General features: G+C 71.1%; 17 protein-coding genes. 5 read left to right on the top strand and 12 right to left on the bottom strand.

The window, feature by feature from the left end; genetic code table 11:
• Window positions 1-252 precede the first annotated feature (252 nt).
• A complete protein-coding gene (locus ABN273_RS33560; protein WP_349453096.1) occupies window positions 253-1,167 on the bottom strand; it encodes an NmrA family NAD(P)-binding protein in 915 nt (304 codons plus the stop codon).
• 86 nt (window positions 1,168-1,253) lie between these two features.
• Between ABN273_RS33560 and ABN273_RS33555 the strand changes: the two genes are divergently transcribed.
• A complete protein-coding gene (locus tag ABN273_RS33555; protein WP_349453095.1) occupies window positions 1,254-2,006 on the top strand; it encodes a TetR/AcrR family transcriptional regulator in 753 nt (250 codons plus the stop codon).
• 76 nt (window positions 2,007-2,082) lie between these two features.
• Here ABN273_RS33555 and ABN273_RS33550 read toward each other — a convergent pair whose 3' ends face one another.
• Window positions 2,083-2,832, bottom strand: coding sequence for a crotonase/enoyl-CoA hydratase family protein (locus ABN273_RS33550; protein ID WP_349453094.1), 750 nt, complete (start codon window positions 2,830-2,832; stop codon window positions 2,083-2,085).
• 369 nt (window positions 2,833-3,201) lie between these two features.
• Between ABN273_RS33550 and ABN273_RS33545 the strand changes: the two genes are divergently transcribed.
• Window positions 3,202-4,800 carry an AAA family ATPase gene (locus ABN273_RS33545; RefSeq protein WP_349453093.1) on the top strand — a complete coding sequence of 533 codons (1,599 nt, stop codon included), beginning with the start codon at window positions 3,202-3,204 and terminating at the stop codon, window positions 4,798-4,800.
• 60 nt (window positions 4,801-4,860) lie between these two features.
• On the opposite strand, the gene ABN273_RS33540 is transcribed toward ABN273_RS33545, so the two are convergent.
• Both ABN273_RS33540 and ABN273_RS33535 read right to left on the bottom strand, forming a co-directional pair.
• Window positions 4,861-4,998 (bottom strand): hypothetical protein, encoded by a 138-nt coding sequence (locus ABN273_RS33540; RefSeq protein ID WP_349453092.1) that lies wholly within the window; start codon window positions 4,996-4,998, stop codon window positions 4,861-4,863.
• A 20-nt stretch (window positions 4,999-5,018) separates the two neighbouring features.
• Window positions 5,019-6,680, bottom strand: coding sequence for an acyl-CoA dehydrogenase family protein (locus ABN273_RS33535; RefSeq protein ID WP_349453091.1), 1,662 nt, complete (start codon window positions 6,678-6,680; stop codon window positions 5,019-5,021).
• Window positions 6,681-6,711: 31 nt separating this feature from the next.
• On the opposite strand from ABN273_RS33535, the gene ABN273_RS33530 reads away from it, so the two are divergent.
• A complete protein-coding gene (locus ABN273_RS33530; protein ID WP_349453090.1) occupies window positions 6,712-7,437 on the top strand; it encodes a PaaX family transcriptional regulator C-terminal domain-containing protein in 726 nt (241 codons plus the stop codon).
• 1 nt (window position 7,438) lies between these two features.
• Here ABN273_RS33530 and ABN273_RS33525 read toward each other — a convergent pair whose 3' ends face one another.
• From ABN273_RS33525 to ABN273_RS33515, 3 genes are all read right to left on the bottom strand, one after another.
• Window positions 7,439-8,467 (bottom strand): hypothetical protein, encoded by a 1,029-nt coding sequence (locus ABN273_RS33525; protein ID WP_349453089.1) that lies wholly within the window; start codon window positions 8,465-8,467, stop codon window positions 7,439-7,441.
• Window positions 8,468-8,531: 64 nt separating this feature from the next.
• A complete protein-coding gene (locus ABN273_RS33520; RefSeq protein ID WP_349453088.1) occupies window positions 8,532-9,929 on the bottom strand; it encodes a glutamate-cysteine ligase family protein in 1,398 nt (465 codons plus the stop codon).
• Between the two features lie 35 nt (window positions 9,930-9,964).
• Complete coding sequence (locus ABN273_RS33515; protein WP_349453087.1) at window positions 9,965-10,675, bottom strand: SDR family oxidoreductase; 711 nt, start codon at window positions 10,673-10,675, stop codon at window positions 9,965-9,967.
• 103 nt (window positions 10,676-10,778) lie between these two features.
• Here ABN273_RS33515 and ABN273_RS33510 point away from each other — a divergent pair, with 103 nt between their 5' ends.
• On the top strand, window positions 10,779-11,606 hold the full coding sequence (locus ABN273_RS33510; protein ID WP_349453086.1) for a helix-turn-helix transcriptional regulator: 828 nt from the start codon (window positions 10,779-10,781) through the stop codon (window positions 11,604-11,606).
• Here ABN273_RS33510 and ABN273_RS33505 read toward each other — a convergent pair.
• Window positions 11,593-12,582, bottom strand: coding sequence for a LysR family transcriptional regulator (locus ABN273_RS33505; RefSeq protein WP_349453085.1), 990 nt, complete (start codon window positions 12,580-12,582; stop codon window positions 11,593-11,595). The two genes, ABN273_RS33510 and ABN273_RS33505, sit on opposite strands and share 14 nt — an antisense overlap.
• A 71-nt stretch (window positions 12,583-12,653) precedes the next feature.
• On the opposite strand from ABN273_RS33505, the gene ABN273_RS33500 reads away from it, so the two are divergent.
• Entirely contained in the window at window positions 12,654-13,541 is an 888-nt protein-coding gene (locus ABN273_RS33500) for an SDR family NAD(P)-dependent oxidoreductase (RefSeq protein WP_349453084.1), read from the top strand.
• Between the two features lie 12 nt (window positions 13,542-13,553).
• On the opposite strand, the gene ABN273_RS33495 is transcribed toward ABN273_RS33500, so the two are convergent.
• From ABN273_RS33495 to ABN273_RS33480, 4 genes are read right to left on the bottom strand one after another with little or no spacing between them, the layout of a single operon-like run.
• Window positions 13,554-14,972: an NAD(P)/FAD-dependent oxidoreductase gene (locus tag ABN273_RS33495; RefSeq protein WP_349453083.1), complete on the bottom strand. Its 1,419-nt coding sequence runs from the start codon at window positions 14,970-14,972 to the stop codon at window positions 13,554-13,556.
• Complete coding sequence (locus tag ABN273_RS33490; RefSeq protein WP_349453082.1) at window positions 14,969-16,078, bottom strand: ABC transporter ATP-binding protein; 1,110 nt, start codon at window positions 16,076-16,078, stop codon at window positions 14,969-14,971. The genes ABN273_RS33495 and ABN273_RS33490 overlap by 4 nt, the downstream gene beginning before the upstream one ends.
• Window positions 16,065-16,859, bottom strand: a complete 795-nt coding sequence (locus tag ABN273_RS33485) for an ABC transporter permease (RefSeq protein ID WP_349453081.1) — start codon at window positions 16,857-16,859, stop codon at window positions 16,065-16,067. The genes ABN273_RS33490 and ABN273_RS33485 overlap by 14 nt, the downstream gene beginning before the upstream one ends.
• Window positions 16,856-17,731 (bottom strand): ABC transporter permease, encoded by an 876-nt coding sequence (locus ABN273_RS33480; RefSeq protein WP_349453080.1) that lies wholly within the window; start codon window positions 17,729-17,731, stop codon window positions 16,856-16,858. Before ABN273_RS33480 ends, ABN273_RS33485 begins: the two co-directional genes overlap by 4 nt.
• Window positions 17,732-17,733 lie beyond the last annotated feature (2 nt).

Here is a 17,733-nt window from a genome sequence, read left to right as displayed (position 1 = left end):
CGACACCGACCACTCCATCCACGACCGGGAGGAGGGGGAAACCCGGCCGCGCACCGCATGATCCCGGACGCCAAAGACTCAGGTCACGAACCTACAACCGCGTGTCGCGAGTTAACCAGCAGGATCACACAGTGCGACAAAACCTCGGTGACGGCGGGCTTCATGGATGTGGCTGCGAACCCCTGAGGGCCCCTGCCACGCCTTGGAGCCAGTTGGCAGCCGGTTTGGGGAGTCGCGTGTCGGCCCAGCTCCCTACGGGGCGGTGAGATGGGCGCGGATGGCGGCGGCACCGGATTCGGCGAGCCAGTCGGTGAGGGTGCGCAGTCCGGGGTGGATGACGCGCAGTGCCTCAATGTCGGCGTGCCAGCGATGACCGGCCTGCCAGCGCTTTTTGACCTCGGCGATCTCCGGATTGAGCGCGGCGGCCTCGCCGTCGGTGAGCTGCTCGTATCGGATCGGAATGCCGGTGGCCTCGCCGATCGCGGCGGCGGCCTCGACCGGGGTCGGTTCGTCACCGGCCAGTTCCAGGGTTCGTCCGGCGAACCGGGCCGGGTCTGCGAACGCGAGCGCGGCGAACTCGGCGACGTCCTCCAGCGCGATGATCTGCATGGGTTCGTGCGGCGGGAAGAGATGCCGGTGTACGCCGCGGGAAATGCCGTCGATGCCGATCGCTCCGACGCCGAGATAGTTGGTCATGAACCGCACCGGACGCAGCACGGTGGGCAGCGCGATGTGGCCGTACAGGTACTCCTCGATCAGCGTTTTGCCCTCCGAGCCCCACGACGCGGCGGATGTTGAGGCGATGGTGCTGAACACGACCTGCTCGATCCCCGCCGCAGCCGCAGCGTCGATCAGCGCCCGGCCGCGGGCCGCTTCGAGATCTGTTTCAGGTCCAGCCGGTCCGACGGCCACGGGCGGTATGCCGAACACGGCGGCGACGCCGTCGAGCGCGGGTGGCAGACTCGCCGGATCGTCGAAGTCGCCGCACACGAGCTGGGCGCCTGCGGCCGCCAGCGCGGCAGCGGCGGGTGCGGTCAGGTCGCGCACCAGGGCTCGCACCGGCCAACCCATGGCAAGCAACCGTCGGGCGGTGGCGCCGCCCTGCTTGCCGGTGGCGCCGGTGACGAGGATCGGGGAGTCGGGGTTGGCCGGTATCGCGGTGGTCATGGTGCCCTTCCCGGAGATAGTGGAAGATACTTACGCAATCCGGAATGCTCCACCCGTTTCACCACCGCAGACAAGGATTACGTGACATGACAGCAGCACCGGGTGCGGCACCTGCCGGGCGCGCCGACGCCCGCCGCAACCGAGAGATCGTGCTACGTACGGCGATGCGCGTATTCGCCCAGGAAGGGCTGGAGGTGTCACTCGGCCGGATCGCGCAGCGCGCAGGGGTCGGCGCCGGGACCGTCTACCGGCACTTCCCGAGCAAAGAGATCCTGGTCGAGGCGGTGCTCGCCGAACACATCAAGAGTCTGGTGGCCGCCGCCGATCGGTGGGCCGCCCACGCCGCACCAGGTGACGCGCTGTTCGGGTTCCTGCTCGAAGTGATCGAGAAGTCGGCGGGCCGCCAGCACGTCTGCGATGTGCTCACCGCTGACCAGAGCTGGCCGCGCGCCGTGCTGACCGCCGCGGCGCAGCGGTTCCGTGAAGCGCTGGAACGCTTGCTGCGCGACGCGAAACAGGCCGGCGCAATACGCGCCGACGTACGGGCCGACGATCTGTCCGCGCTGGCCGCCGGCGGTGTCGCACTGCGTTCGGCGCACCGGGACCAGGCACGCGGCACACGGCTGGTGCGGTTGATGCTGGACGGATTGCGCACCCCGGCCGTCACGAAAGCCGAACCGTTTCATGACTCGCTCTACCTTCCGCGTCACGAAACCACCGTCCCGAAGTACTGCGCGGAATGCGGCGCGCGGCTGCGCGTCCGTGCCACTGGGCGACCACCCCGCTACTGCGGTCCGACCTGCCGCCAGCGCGCCCGCCGGCGACGTCTCGTCGCTTAGCCGTTCCGTCAAGGCGCGGACGTCACACACCGGCAGCAGCGGTGACCGCCCGCGTCCGATTCGAGCATGCCTGCTCCTAGACGTCGCCGAAGTCGCCGTGGCGGCCCGCTCCTGCGGCGAACCGGGCGGCGCCGCCCACGGCGTCGGGCAGCGAGACGAGCCCGTGCCGCAGCTCGTTCCGCATCGCCTCCTCCTCGCTCAGCCCGGCCTGCTCCAGCGCCGACAGCCGGTCGCCGCGCAGGCAGATCTGCGGGAAGCGGGCGATCTCACGGGCCAGCTCCTCGGCGCGCACCCTGGCGGTGCCGTCGGGCACGAGCCGGTTGGCCAGCCCCCACTCGTACGCCTCGCGCCCCTCGACGGCGCGGCCGGTGAGGATCATGTCCATCGCCCGCGAGGCGCCGATGAGCCTGGGCAGGCGCACGGTGCCGCCGTCGATCAGCGGCACCCCCCACCTCCGGCAGAACACCCCGAACACCGCCCCCTCCTCGGCCACCCGAAGGTCGCACCAGAGGGCGAGCTCCAGCCCGCCCGCGACGGCGTGCCCGGCCACGGCGGCGATGACCGGCTTGGTCAGGCGCATCCGGGTCGGGCCCATCGGCCCGTCGCCCTCCTCGCCGACGTGGTTGTCGAGCGCCTTGAGGTCGGCGCCCGCGCAGAACGTGCCGCCCTCACCCCACAGCACCGCCACGGCGGAGTCGGAGCCCTCGAAGTCACGGAACGCGTCCGACAACGCGTCGGCGGTCTTGCGGTCGACCGCGTTGCGCGCCTCCGGCCTGCTGATCACCACGGTGGTGACCGGTCCTTCGCGCTCCACGCGTACGGTCATGCGGCCCTCCTCGGGGAAACGTGCGGATATTCCTCGGGGACCTGCCGAGCCTACGCTTATGCCAGGGCCCATTCCAGCGACTGGTGCACTTCCCACATCGAGCAGTCGCCAGGGCCCTCTTGTGCTCGCCACCGCCGTGCCCCATCAGGATGAGGGGGCGAGTACCGACGGCACCTTCTGGCGTCCACAGCACGCCCGGGATCTCACCGAGGGTAAAGAGCTGTTCGGAGACGCCATCGGACGACGTCTCACAGGCGAAGCGCCTGGCGTTCAAGCCCGTCTGGATGCCTTCTGCGGGCCTCCAACGACGTCGGCGGTCTCGATGCGAAATCCCGCGACTGGCCCAGCTGAAGGTGGCAGAATGTGACCATGCGGCCACCCCGAGCGAAATTCTTCAACACCGCCGGCCCCTGCGACCCGCAGCGCCACTACATGTTGCCCCCCACGCCGCGGCTCCCGGAGGCTCGAGAGCTCATCGACATGGACCGTTACTTCGTGCTGCATGCGCCCCGGCAGACCGGGAAGACGACCGCGCTGCGCACCCTGGCGTCCGAGCTCACCGCGGAGGGCGACATCGCCGCCCTGATGTTCTCCTGCGAGCGAGCCAAGTCGGCCGGCGACGACTACGCCGCCGCGGAGTCGCTTCTGCTGGATTCCCTCCGTGAGGCCACCACGTGGTCGGGATGGCCGGATGAGCTGCTGCCGCCGGATCCCTGGCCGCAGGTCACACCGGGCAGCCGGTTCGGTGCGGCACTGAGGGAGTGGTGCCACCGCTGCCCGCGCCGGGTGATGCTGTTCTTCGACGAGATCGACGCCCTGCAAGGCAACAGCATGGTCAGCATCCTCAGCCAGCTCCGCGACGGTCACAACGCTCGGCCGGGGGGCCAACCGTTTCCCACGTCCGTGGTCCTGTGCGGATTGCGTGACCTGCGTGACTACAAGGTCGCCTCGGGCGGCGATCCCGGCCGGTCCAACCCGGCCAGCCCGTTCAACATCATCGCCAAGTCGCTTCGCCTGGGCGACTTCACCGCCGATCAGATCGCCGAGCTGTACGACCAGCACACGCAGGCGACCGGCCAGGAGTTCACCAAGGACGCGGTGGATCGGGTCTTCGAGCTGACGCAGGGACAACCGTGGCTGGTCAACGCTCTCGCCTGTGAGATCGTCTCCTGGATGAAGGTGACCGGCACCATCACCGCCGGGCAGGTGGAGGAGGCCAAGGAACGGTTGATCCGGACGCGCGCCACCCATCTCGACACGCTGGTGAGACGGCTGCACGAGCCCCGGGTCAAGCGGGTGATGGAGCCCGTGGTGGCCGGGTCGCTTCCCGACGCCGACCCCACCTTCGACGACGACCTGTCCTACGTCCGCGATCTGGGCCTGATCAAGCAGAAACCACCGCTGGAGGTGGCGAACCCGATCTATCGGGAAGTCATCCTGCGGGTGCTGGGAAACCCGACGGAAAACTACGTGATGGCCGATCCGCGCAGCTTCGTGATGCTGGACGGACGCTTCGACCTGGGGCGTCTGCTGGAGGAGTTCGTCGTGTTCTGGCGCGAGCACGGCGAGGTGCTCATCCGGCAGGAGGGTTACCACGAAGCCGCCTGCCAGATCATCCTCATGGCCTTCCTGCACCGGCTGGTCAACGGCGGAGGCTACCTCGATCGCGAGTACGCCGCCGGCACCAAACGCCTGGACGTCCTGGTCCGCTGGCCCTACACCGGCCCGGAAGGCGAACGGCTGATGCAGCGCGAGGCCATGGAGCTCAAAGTCTGGCGAACAGGCGGAGACGACCCGCTGCCCGACGGCCTCGCCCAGCTCGACCGATATCTGGACCGGCTCACCCTCCCCACCGGCGTCTTGGTGATCTTCGACCGGCGCCCAGAGGCCCCACCCTGGAAGGAACGAGGCGCTTTCAAGCAGGCGACCACGCCGTCCGGCCGCCAGGTCACCGTTCTGCGTGTGTGACGGGTCGCTTGCCGAGCCGCGCGAGCGAAGGCGATCTCCGCTACGCCGTCGTTACGCCTTTTAGGAAGGAGAAAGCCGAGCGTACGCCCATGCCAGGGCTCCGGCCGGCCGCGACCGGTGCACCAGCACGTCGGAGGAGGTGCGGACCTGGGCGATCATCCACCAGTCGCTGCCCGCCGTACACCGGTCCAGGAGCATGGAAGTGATTATCCGGCACGTCAGAGCGCGACCGCCCCCGAAACGAGGTCGTCGAACAACTCGGAGCCCTCCGCCGGGCGGTCGATTCCGCGCAGCGGGCCGTGCTCGGCGAGGTGCGCCTCGGCGTAGAGCCGGGCCACGAGTGCCTTGCGCCCGTCGTCCAGCCCCCACGTGGCCTGGTCCTCCAGCAGCGCGGCGGCGTACACGTCGGCCATGAACTGCGCCAGCGGATACAGCCGCTCCTCCGCCACGGAAGGCTCCAGGGCGGCCCACGCCGAGACGGCCTTGGCGAGGTCGTCGACGCGGGCGTGCACCAGGTCGGAGGTGGCCAGGTCGCGCAGGCGGTCGAGGAAGGGCAGGTGGGCCTGCTCCTTCACCATGGCGCGCCGCACGTCGAGGCAGAGGATGTTGTCGCCGCCCTCCCAGATCGGGTTGACCTGGGCGTCGCGCAGCAGCCGGGCCACCGGCCACTGCTCGATGTAGCCGTTGCCCCCGTGCACCTCGATCGCGTCGCTGGCGGCCGTCACGCCGAGCCGGGCGGCGCGGAGCTTGATCAGGGCGGGGGCGAGGCGCAGGCGGGGACCGAGGTGGCCGTCGAAGACGAGGGCCTGAGCGGCCTCGACCTCGACGATCAGCTCCCCGAGCTTGCGGCGCATCAGCGGCTGGTCGATGAGCGGCCGCCCGAACGCCTCGCGCGCCCTGGCGTAGCAGATCGACTCCACCAGCGCGCGCCTGGCCACGCCGGCGCCCATCATGGCCACGCCGAGCCTGGAGGCGTTGGTGAGCTTCATCATGGTCCCGAGCCCTGAGCCGGAGCCCTCCCCCGACAGCGGGAACGCCTCGGCGTCGGCGAACTCGACCTCGGCCGAGGCGACCGACCTGGTGCCGAGCTTGTCCTTGAGCCGCCTGATCCGCACCCCGTTGCGGGTCCCGTCCCGCCGCTCCCACAGCACGAGGAACGGCGAAACGGCCCCGTCAGGGCGCCTGGCCAGCACCACGAACGCGGAGCCGTTGGCGTTGGACGCGAACCACTTGAACCCCGTCAGCAGCCACGCGCCGCTGGCCGGGACCGCCGTGGCCTCCAGCGCCGCCAGGTCCGAGCCGCCCGTCCGCTCGGTGAACAGCTGAGCGGCCTCGCCGGAGTAGAAGCCGTTGGCGAAGATCTCCGTGACCCGTTCGCGTACGTCCGGCGGCGCGTACTTCTCCGCGAGGGAGACCACCATGTCCCCGCCCGTGCCGAGCGCGCAGCCCATCCCGATGTCGGCCTGGTCGAGCAGGTACGTCCAGGCGGCGGCGAGCGCGGCCGGATTCGCCCCATGAGCTCGGGCCTCTTCGGTGAACGACGGCGAGGTGAAGTTGTCCTCCATGAGCGCCTGCCTGGCCGCCTGGAACGACGGCGGCATGACGACCTGGCTGACGTCCCTGCCCCACTTGTCGTACTTCTCCAGTCTCGGCGGGTTGCGGTCGGTCTCCTCGGCGCACTCGGCGACGAGCCCGCCCGTCAGCGCCCCCAGCCTCTCCAGGTGCGGCTCGGCCCAGGCGAATCCCGCACCCAGGTGGCGACGCATGAGCAGGCGCAGCGTGGGATCGCAGGTCCACCAGTTGCGCCCCGCCGCGCCCTGGTAGCGCTCGGTGGCGTAGCGGTCGCTGCGGTCGAAAGGTTCGATGAGATAGCGCCCCATACTCGCGAGTGTTACATATACTCGACACGCGATGGAAGAGCGTAACAACCTGAGTGCCAGATCGGCCGTCCTGAGCGCGCTGCTGGGCAGCCATCCGCCGCGCCTGCCGGCCCGTCATCTGGTGCGCATCGGCGCGCTGTTCGGCATCGCCGAGGGCGCCGTACGGGTGGCGCTGTCCCGCATGGTCGCGGCGGGCGACCTCATCCAGGACGGCCGCCACTACACGCTCTCGGAGCGGCTCGTCGAGCGCCAGGCCAGGCAGGACGAGAGCCGCGACCCGCACACCAGGCCGTGGGACGGCACGTGGGAGGTGGCCGTGGTCACCGCGGAGCGGCGCGCGCCCGCCGACCGGGCCGCGTTCCGGCACACGATGACCGCGCTGCGTCTGGCCGAGCTGCGCGAGGGCACCTGGATGCGGCCGGCCAACCTGGTGCGCGATTGGCCGGAGACCGTCACCGCGCAGTGCACGCTGATCGACGGCCGCCCGCACGGTGACCCCACCCCCTTGCTGTGGGACCTGGACGGCTGGGCGGCCGCGGCCCGCCGGCTGGAGCGGGCCCTGGAGCGGGCGGACGGTCTGGCCGAGGGCTTCCTGGTCTCGGCCGCCGTGCTGCGCCACCTCCTGGCCGACCCGCTGCTGCCGGAGGAGCTGCTACCGGACGACTGGCCGGGCGCCGAGCTGCGGGCCCGCTACGACGACTTCGACCGCCACTACCGCGAGGTCCTGTACGAGCACCTCAACCGGCTCAAGGAGTGAGTCACAGGGGCACGCCGAAGATGATCCGCTTGTTCCTGAACTCGGTGGCGCTCCACAGCTTGCCGTCCTGCACCGTCAGGTCCTCCGGCCCGACGGGGAACCCCCTCGTCTCCAGCTTGCCGTCGGTGTAGACGAGCAACTTGCCGTTGGCGGCCGCGCCGGCCGCCTGGCTCAGGTACCACTTCCCACCCCACGAGATGGCTCCCTGGATCTTGGGATGTCCCATCACGAAGGCGTCGGCGGGCTCGCCGCCGGACATGCCGAGGTCCCAGCGGGCCACCCAGCCGCCCGGGTCGTCCTCCCGGTACTCGCCGCTGACCAGCCGCGGCGTGCCGCCGCTGCGGTCGATCGAGACGAACGAGAAGAGCGGCCCCGCCGTCGCCACCCGCCAGAAGTCGGTCTGCGGCATCACGTACCGGTAGCCGAACGCGTGGAACTTGCCGTCGTGCCGCCCGACCCGTTTGGGATCGCCCAGGTCGCTCTGGGCGGTACGCAGGTCCAGCACCCGGTTCAGGTCGAAGACGCGCAGCCCTCTCTTGGTGTCGGCGACGTAGACCAGGTCGCCGTCGCACGCGATGCCGCCCGCGTGGATGTTGATCGGCCCGTACGAGCCATCCGGCTTCGCCTCAACCAGCAGCGCATGCTGATATTTCAGGGTCTGCGGGCTCAGGAAGGACACCCTGATGCCCCGCTCGCCCGCGTCCGGCTTGAAGTACCAGGTCGCCAGGAACGCCGGCACCCCGATGGAGCCGGACTCGTCGGAGCAGGTCAGCCCCTGCGGATACCAGTCGGCGGTGTCCTGGTCCTTGTCGTCGAAGGCGTACCAGTCGACGGGCCGGGGCCTCATCGCCCCGAGCGCGCCCGGGGCGCCTTTGCGCGCCGCGACCCGGTTGGCCTGCGCCAGCACCGCCTCCACGCCGGTGCTGCCGATCTCACCCGCCAGCTTGGCCGCCCCCTCGGCCAGGTCGCCCGTCTCCCGTCGCAAGGCGAAGCGCGCCTTGTCCGTGGGAACCATCCCCGTTGCCGCCATTTGATCCTCACTTTGCCGTCCTTTTGACCAAGTTTGACGGACGACAAGCAACGGATGTTTGCGTTCAGCGCCACAAATGTACCGGCAGCCCCGAAAGCGCGAGCTCGCGGTAGCGCAGCACGAGCCGCTCCCGGTCACCGCGGAACCGCTCCAGCGCCTCCCGCTGCCACACCGCCCCCGTGCGGCGCAGCCTGGTCCGCTGCTCGATCACGCCCAGCGCGCGGTCCGCGTCGGACGGTGTCACCCCGGCCGCGAGCAGCCCTTCCCGCGCCTCGGGCAGCAGCCGGAGCACGAGCTCTGCGGCCTCGAACTCGGCGTCGTGACCCGGCCAGGAGAGCTTGGCGTCCAGCCCGTGCATGGCCGCGCGGTAGAAGTTCTGGTACGCCTCCGCGAACCGGTACCCGGTCAGATCCCGCTCCGCCTGCGACAACGTCAGCCCGAGCAGGAACGCCGTGTTCGCCGCCATGTCCGCGCACGAAGGCCCCGCCGGCAGCGCGCGCATCTCGATCCGCAGGTGGCCGCCGTCCGCCGGGTCGTAGACGGGCCGGTTCCACTGCCAGATCGTGCCCTGGTGCAGCCGCAGCTCGGGCACCTCGTACGGCTCCGCGTCGTCGGTCAGGTCGGGCACCACCGGGTCGTAGTCCCGCACGTACCGCTCGAACAGCTCGTAAGCGCCCGCACGCACCCAGTCGGAGCCGAACGTCACGCGCCCGTCCCTGCGCTCGCGCCGCTGCACGTCCCGGTCGTCGGCGGCCTCCTCCATCAGCGCGATCCGGGTCTCCTCCCAGAGCCGCCTGCCCAGGAAGAACGGCGAGTTGCCGCACGCCGCCAGCACCGGGCCGACGGCGAGCTGGGCGGCGTTGAACACCCGGGCGAACCGCTCGGGCGGCGTGCGCATGTGCACCTGCCAGGAGGTGTTGGCGCTTTCGAGGATCACGTCCTCCACCGACAGCTCCAGATCGTCGATCTTCACCAGGAACGGCTCCAGCCGCAGCCGCCTGATGCCCCTGCTCATGGCCCGGTAGCGGTTCTGGTCGCTCATCGCGCCGACCGTGAAGTCCTCGGCGTCCAGCGTGGGCAGGATGCCGATGGGCAGCGCGCCCCCGCCCGCCACGGCCCCGTCCACCATGGTCATCGTCTCCTGCACCTCGTCGCCGAGCCGCGCGAAGGGCTCGCCGGCCAGCGGCGTCGGGGTCAGGTTCACCTCGAGGTTGTAGCGGCCCAGCTCGAGCACCACGCGCGGGTCGCCGAGGGCGTCGCGCACCTGGCTGTTGCGCGACAACGGCCGCCCCCGCCCGTCGATCAGGAACAGCTCCAGCTCGGCCCCGACCGTGACCGGGCCCTGGCCGAAGCCGGGGGTTGCGAGCAGCTCGCGCAGCACGCCGAGCTGCTCCTGGATGCGCTCGCCGAAGGCGGCGTACTCCGCCTCGGTAAATCGCTCTCTATCCAGATCTCGTCCCATCACCCCCTTCTGTCCGATTCACTAGGTTTGACACCTCACCAGGGGAGCACGCCGGCGTCTTCCAAATAGGCCCCGCTGGGGCCGTCGGCGGCGAGGGTCGCGAGCCGCACGGCGATGGCCGCGCCCTGCTCGGCGGTCCTGAACCCGGTGTGCCCGTTGAGGTCGGTGGCGCAGTAGCCCGGGTTGGCCGCGTTCACCTTGATCGGGCTGTCCATCAGCTCCTTGGCGTAGCAGACGGTGATCATGTTGAGCGCGGTCTTGGAGGAGTTGTAGGCGATGATGTTGGCCTGCCAGAAGGGGCTGTCCGGGTCCAGCGCCATGGCCAGCGAGCCCAGCTCGCTCGACATGTTCACGATCCGCCCGCCCTCCGACTGCCGCAGCAGCGGCAGCATGGCGTTGGTCACCGCGATGACGCCGAACACGTTCGTCTCGTAGACCTCCCTGACCGCCGCCACCGAGGTGGTGCTGGGGGTGACGGCGGTGATGTCGCCGCTGATCCCGGCGTTGTTGACCAGGATGTCCAGCTTTCCGTACTCCTGCTCGATCCACTTCGCGGCGGCGGTCACGCTCGCCTCGTCGGTCACGTCGATCCGCACGTACGGCTGTCCGAGCCGCTCCGCGGCGGCCCGCCCGCGCTCCTCGTCGCGGGCCCCCACGATCGTGGTGACACCCTGCCCGGACAGCAGCCGCGCGATCTCGTGGCCGATTCCCTTGTTGGCGCCCGTGATGAGCGCGATCTTCGTCATGGGTCCACGTTCCCGCAGGTCGCACCGGGTCCAGGAGAGACCGGGAAAGCCTGGTATCAGCGGTACCACCCACCTGGGGGCCGCCATCGCCGAGGATGGAGCCATGAACCGTGACGGCCTCGCCGACTTCCTGCGCATCAGGCGCGCCCACGTCACCCCGGCCGAGGTCGGCCTGCCGGACGGCGAGCGGCGCCGCACGCCGGGACTGCGGCGCCAGGAGGTCGCACAGCTCGCGGGCATGTCGATCGACTACTACATCCGGCTGGAGCAGGGCAGGGGGCCGCATCCGTCGCGGCAGGTGCTCAACGCGCTGGCCAGGGCGCTCATGCTGAGCCAGGACGAGCGCGCCCACCTGTTCCACCTGGCCGGGCAGGCGGTGGAGAGCCCGCGGATCAGGGAGGACGTCCCGCAGAGCCTGCTGCACCTGATCTCCTTCATGGAGGAGGTGCCCGCGTACGTGCTGGACGCCAGGTACGACATCCTCGCCTGGAACCCCCTGGCCGGCGCCCTCATGGGCGGCCTCGACAGCGTGACGGCCGAGAACAGGAACGTCATCCGCTGGGTCTTCATGTCCCCCGACATCGCCGAGCACCTCGACGACGAGGAGAGGGGCCGCTTCGCCCGCGCCTCGGTGGCCGACCTGCGCGCGGCCGCGGGCCGCTACCCCGACGACCGCAAGCTCCAGGCGCTGGTCACCGAGCTGCTCGCGCTCAGCCCGCACTTCGCCGAGCTGTGGTCCAGGTACGAGGTCGAGCTCCGCAGGCAGCAGCGCAAGCGCGTCACCCACCCGGTGGTCGGGGAGATCGACGTGATCTGCCAGGTGATGGCCGTGCCTGACCGCGACGACCTCCGCCTCGTCCTCTACACCGCCGAACCCGGCTCACCTTCCCACCAGGCCCTGCGAGACCTGCGGCAACTCACCCTGAGCTGACCGGACGGTCGCCGCGGAGACCTCGGGCGTCCCCGGGGCCGCGTGCCGCTGCGTCGCCGACCAGCGTGTCCATGTCGAGCGCCGCGCCGCGGAGGGCGTCCGCGACGCGGGTGACCGGGTCCGACAGCGGGTGCGGGAGGCGGGCGAGCAGCAGGCGGCGGTGCTCCTGGGGGCCGCCCCTGACCGGAAGCACGCGTACGCCCGTCGGCGCGGCCGGGGCCAGCAGGGCGGGCACCGTGGTCAGGCCCAAGCCGGCCGCGACGAGGTGCAGCTTGGCGAGCCAGTCGCGGGCGGTGTGCACGATCTCGGGCTTCTCGTCCAGCCCGGGCCACACCCCCATCACGAGGTCGTCCCCCGCGGGACCGGCGATCCAGCACTGCCCGCGCAAGTCGGCCACGTCGACGTAGTCGCCGTGGGCGAGCGGGTGGGCGGCGGGCACGGCGAGGCGCAGACCTCGCTCGGCGAGCGTCTGGAGGACCAGCGGCGGCGACTCGGCGTCCGGCGGGCGGAACGGCGGCGACGACGCCAGCAAGGCCAGGTCCAGGCTGCCGGTCCGCAGCGCGCGCACGAGCGCCGGGGTGCTGCCCTCCCGGGTGACGACCGTGATGGCGGGGTCCGTACGGCGCAGCGCGGCAAGCGCCCGGGCCAGCAGGACGGCGCCCGCGCTGGGAAACCAGCCCACCCGTACGATTCCGGCCTGGGCCGGCAGGCCGGACAGCTCGCGCGCGGCCACGTCGATCTGGTCCAGCACGACGGTGGCCCGGCGCAGCACGATGCGGCCGGCGGCGGTCAGCCGGGCGCCGTCGCGCCGCCTCTCCAGCAGTTCCGCGCCCGCGGCCCGTTCGATGGAGGCGATCTGCCGGGACACCGCCGACTGCGTGTAGCCGAGCGCGGTCGCGGCGGCGGTGAAGGTGCCCTGCTCGGCCACGGCGCGGAAGACGCGCAGCGCGGTCAGCGACACGTCGCTGAAGTCCATGACGTATACGCATACCAGGTGTGCGCAACTTTCGTTGGACTCATGATCGAGACGGCTCCTAACGTGGCGGCATGAACGATCCACGCATCGCCCTGGTGACCGGCGCGAACCAGGGCCTCGGCCGCGCCCTCGTCGAGGGGCTGACCGCCCGGATGGCCACGGACGACCTCGTCCTGCTCACCGGACGCGACGCCCGGCGGGTCGTGGCTGCCGCCCGCGAGGTCGCGCAGTCGCCCGGCACGCGTAGCCGGGTGGAGGGCCGGGTCCTCGACGTCACCGACTCCGGCGCCGTGGCCGGGCTGGCCGATGAGCTGCGCGAGCGCCACGGCGGGGTGGACGTGGTGATCTCCAACGCCATCGCCCCGAACACGCCCGACAGGTCGCAGGCCGAGCAGGCCGACGAGTTCATCGACGTCGCCAACGTCGCCACCCACACGATCCTGCGCTCGTACGGGCCGATACTGAAGCCCGGCGGGCGGCTCGTCGTCGTGTCCAGCACCCTGGGCGCCCTCGGCCACCTCGACCCCAGGCTGCACCACTTGTTCGACGGCGCCTCACTCGACGAGGTCGAGCAGGCCGTCGAATCCTGGCGCAGCGCCATCCACGCGAAGACGCTCGACGAAGCCGGCTGGCCGCGCTGGCTGAACGTGCCCTCCAAGGTGGCGCAGGTGGCGGCCGTACGCGCGGTCGCCGCCGAACGCCGCGAGCGCGACCTCGCCACCGGCACGATGATCGCCGCCGTCTGCCCCGGCATGGTCGACACCCGGGCCTCGCGGCCCTGGTTCAGCGACTACGGCCACGCCCAGACGCCGGCCCAGGCCGCGCGGGCCGTGCTCGACCTGGTGCTCGGCGAGGGCGCCGACCCCGCCCTGTACGGGGAGCTGGTCCGCTTCGGCAAGCCCTTGCCCTGGTACGGCGGGACACCGCCCACCGAGCAGGAGCGTCTCGTCATCCCGTGAGCGATCGCCGGCTCAGCGGCCCGAGATCAGGTTCGCCAGGCGGGCGTACGGCGAGGTGGTGGTGCCGTGGTCGTTCTCCCGGCGGTCGGCGGCCCGGAACAGCGCGTAGATCAGCTGAACCCCCGTCCACCGCAGCGGCTCCGGCTCCCACTGGCGCACCTGGCGGCCCACCCAGGGCAGGGCCGTGAGCTCGGTGTCCTGGCGCAGCACCAGGTCGCGGAGCGTGCGCCCGGCCAGGTTGGTGGTCGTCACGCCGCTGCCCACGTAGCCGCCCGCCCAGCCGAGCCCCGTCGCGTGGTCCAGGTGGACCGTCGAGCACCAGTCGCGCGGCACTCCCAGCACGCCACACCAGGAGTGCTGGATCCGCGCGTCCGCCGCCGCGGGGAAGAGCTTCGCCAGCATCCGCCAGAGCAGCGCCACCGTCTGCGGCTGCGTGGCGCCCCTGACGTCGGTACGCGAGCCGTACCGGTAGGGCACGCCCCGCCCGCCGATCGCGATGCGGTCGTCGGCGGTGCGCTGCGCGTAGATGTAGGCGTGCGCCTCGTCCCCGAGCAGCTCGTTGCCCTGCCACCCGATGTGCTTCCACACCTCGGGGGGCAGCGGCTCGGTGACGATCATGGAGCTGTTCATCGGCAGCCACTGCCGGTGCTGCCCGGCCAGCGAGGCGGTGAAGCCCTCGGTGGCGCGGATGACGTAGTCCGCCGAGACCACCCCGCGGATGGTGATCGCCGCCGCCTGGGCGCCCTCCCGCCGCGGCCGGATCGCGGTCACCGTCGTGTCCTCGAAGATGTCCACGCCGAGCCGGGCCACGGCCTCGGCCAGGCCTACGGCCAGCTTGGCCGGCTGGATGCGGGCGCAGTGCGGCGAGTAGGTGGCCTCGAGCGTGCCCGCCACCTGCACGCGCTCGCGCTGCTCGTCGCGGTCCAGCAGGCGCATGTCCGCCTCGCCGTACCCCCAGGTACGCAGGTCCTCGAGCTCCTCGCGGAGCCTGCGCCGCTGGGCCGGGTTCGTCGCGACGTGGATGAGACCGCCCTTGTGGATGTCGGCGTCGATGCCCTCCTCGCGGGTCACCTCGATGACCTCGTCCACGGAGCGGAACATGGCGTGCTGCAGGTCGATCATGGCCTGCCGCCCGCGCGCCTTGGCGTGCCGCTTGCGCGACCCGGCGAACTCCGCCGACAGCCAGCCGCCGTTCCGCCCCGACGCCCCGAACCCGGCGAACTCCTTCTCCAGGATCGCGATCCGCAGCCCCGGCTCGGCCTTCTTCAGGTAGTACGCGGTCCACAGGCCGGTGTAGCCGCCGCCGACGATCGCCACGTCGTACGAGCGCGGCCCGGGCAGCGCGGGGCGCCGGTCCGGCAGGCCGATCTGGCGGTACCAGAAGGAGACGCCGCCGTTGGCGAAATCCTTGGTCAGCGGGATTCCGGTCATGTGAGTACAGCCTCCACATCGGGCGAGTCGGGCAGCAGCACGGAGTCGGCGACACGCCACGTGAGGGTGACCTCGTCACCGCCGCGCGCGTCGCTGAGGTTGCCGGCCTGCTCGCGCACCAGCGCCGCGGAGCCGTCGGGCAGCCTCAGCTCCAGCTTCCTGCTGGAGCCCAGGTAGATCTCGCCGGTGACGGTGGCCGGCAGGGCGTTCCACCCCGGGTCGGGGTCGAAGCCGGCCTTGCGCAGGGTCAGCCGCTCCGGCCGTACGACGAGCGCCCCCGCCTTCCCGGCCAGGGTGCCCGGCGCCCGCAGCAGCCGCGCGCACACGCCGATGCCGTCGGGCGTGACGTCGCCGCGCAGGATCGTCGACTCGCCGAGGAAGCGGGCCACGAACAGCGTGGCGGGCCGCTCGTACAGCTCCTCGGCGGGCCCCACCTGCTCGATGCGGCCCCGGTTGAACACCGCGATGCGGTCCGACAGGACCAGCGCCTCGTCCTGGTCGTGCGTGACGTACACGAACGTGATGCCGAGCTCGCCGTGGATGCGCTTGATCTCCAGCTGGAGCCAGTCGCGCAGCTTCTTGTCCAGCGCGCCCAGGGGCTCGTCCATCAGCAGCACGCGCGGGCTGTAGACGATCGCCCGCGCCACGGCCACGCGCTGCTGCTGGCCGCCGGACAGCTCGCGCGGGTAGCGGTGGCCGTACTCGCCGAGGTGCACGGTGGCCAGCGCCGCCGCGACCAGCTCGGCGCGCCGCGCCTTGGGCACCTTGCGCTGCTTGAGCGGGTACGCGATGTTCTCCGCGACCGTCATGTGCGGGAACAGGGCGTAATGCTGGAAGACCATACCCATGTCCCGCTTGTGCGCCGGTGTCGCGGCGATGGCGGTGCCGTCCACGGTCAGCTCGCCGGAGGTGGGCCGGTCGAAGCCGGCGATGATGTTGAGTGTGGTCGTCTTGCCCGAGCCGCTCGGCCCGAGCAGCGTGATGAACTCGCCCGGCCTGATCGACAGCGAGACGTCGTCCACGGCGACGAAGTCACCGTAGCGCTTGGTCAGCCCGCTCAGCTCGATGCCGGCGCCGCGGGCGGCGAGATCGTTACTGGTGGACACGTGACCTCCTGGCGACGAAGAAGGTGGCGATCAGCACGAGGCTCGTGGTCAACACGATGATCATCGTGGCCGCCGCGGCGATGGTCGGGTCAGTCTCGCGGGTGACGCTCGCGTACATCTTCACCGGCAGCGTCTGCAGGTAGGGACTCTGGATGAACAGCGAGACGACCACCTCGTCGAAGCTCGTGACGAACGCGAACAGCGCGCCCGCGGCCACGCCCGGCGCGACCAGCGGCAGTGTTACGGTGCGGAACGTCGTCCAGCGCCCCGCGCCGAGGCTGGCCGCCGCGCTCTCCAGCCGCCGGTCGAACCCGCTCAGCGACGCGGTGACCGGGATCATCACGAACGGCAGCGCGAGCACGGTGTGCGCCATGACGAAGCCCATCAGCGTGCCCACGAGCTGCAGCTTCAGGAACACGGCATAGACGCCGATGGCCAGCACGACGCCGGGCACGATCATCGGGGCCAGCATCGACCCCTGGACCAGCGCGAGCCCGCGCATCCTGGCCCTGGTCAGGCCGAGCGCCGCGGCCGTGCCGAGCACCGTGGCCACGACCGTGACCAGCAGGCCCACCTCGAACGAGGTCCACAGGGCCGACATCCAGGCCGTGTCGCCGAAGAAGTGCTCGTACCAGCGGGTGGAGTAGCCGTCGGGCGGGAACTTGAGTGACGCCTTCGAGGTGAAGCTGAGCGGCACCACGATCAGCGCGGGCGCCACCAGCCAGAAGCCGACCAGGGCGCAGAACGCCCACAGCACCCCGCGGCCTGCACGTGCGCTCATCCGGTGACCTTCTTTCCCGCCCGGCGCAGCGTGACGGCCAGCAGGGCGATCATGGCGAGCGTGAGCCCGAGCAGGACCACGCCCATGGCGCCGCCGCGCCCCCACTTCAGCAACCCGTTGACCTGCGTGAAGATCTGCTGCGAGAGCAGCGCGTCGGTGGGGGAGCCGAGCAGCGCGGGGGTGACGTAGAAGCCGAGCGCGCTGATGAAGACGGTCAGGCAGCCCGCCGACACCCCGGGCAGGGACAGCGGCATGTACACGGTCGCGAAGGCCTTGGCGGGGTGCGCTCCCATGCTGCCCGCGGCGGTGAGCAGCCGCCGGTCGATCCCGTTCATCACGGCATAGAGCGGCAGCACCATGAACGGCATCAGCAGCTGCACCATCCCGATCACGACGCCCGCCTGGGTGCGGATCAGGCTGAACGGCCCCAGCCCGATGAGGCCCAGCGCGTCGTTCACCACGCCGGTGTCCTGCAGCAGGATCACCCACGCGAAGGTCCGCACCATCAGGCTGGTCCAGAACGGCACCAGCACCAGCAGCGTCAGCACGGCCCTGGCCCGCGGCCCGGCGATCGTCATCGCGTACGCGTACGGGTACGACACGACCAGCGCGATCACCGTCACCCACAGGGCGGTGGTGAAGGTGCGGCCGAGCACGCGCAGGTTCTGGGCCTCGCCGAAGAACCAGGTGAAGTTGCCGAGCCCGGGCGCCGGATCGGTGAACGCGCTGATCACCATCGAGACCAGCGGATACAGGAAGAAGACGGCGAGCGCCACCAGCGCCGGCAGGATCAGCAGCGCCGGGCGGCGCTCAGGATCCGCCGGCTGCTTGGCGGCGGCGGGCGGTGCGACCGCCTGCAGAGTGGAGGCCATGG

Source organism: Nonomuraea sp. B19D2, from assembly GCF_040137845.1.
Taxonomy (GTDB): Bacteria; Actinomycetota; Actinomycetes; order Streptosporangiales; family Streptosporangiaceae; genus Nonomuraea.
Note: the sequence above shows the minus strand (reverse complement) of the source record. Positions and strands in the feature narration are given on the sequence as shown.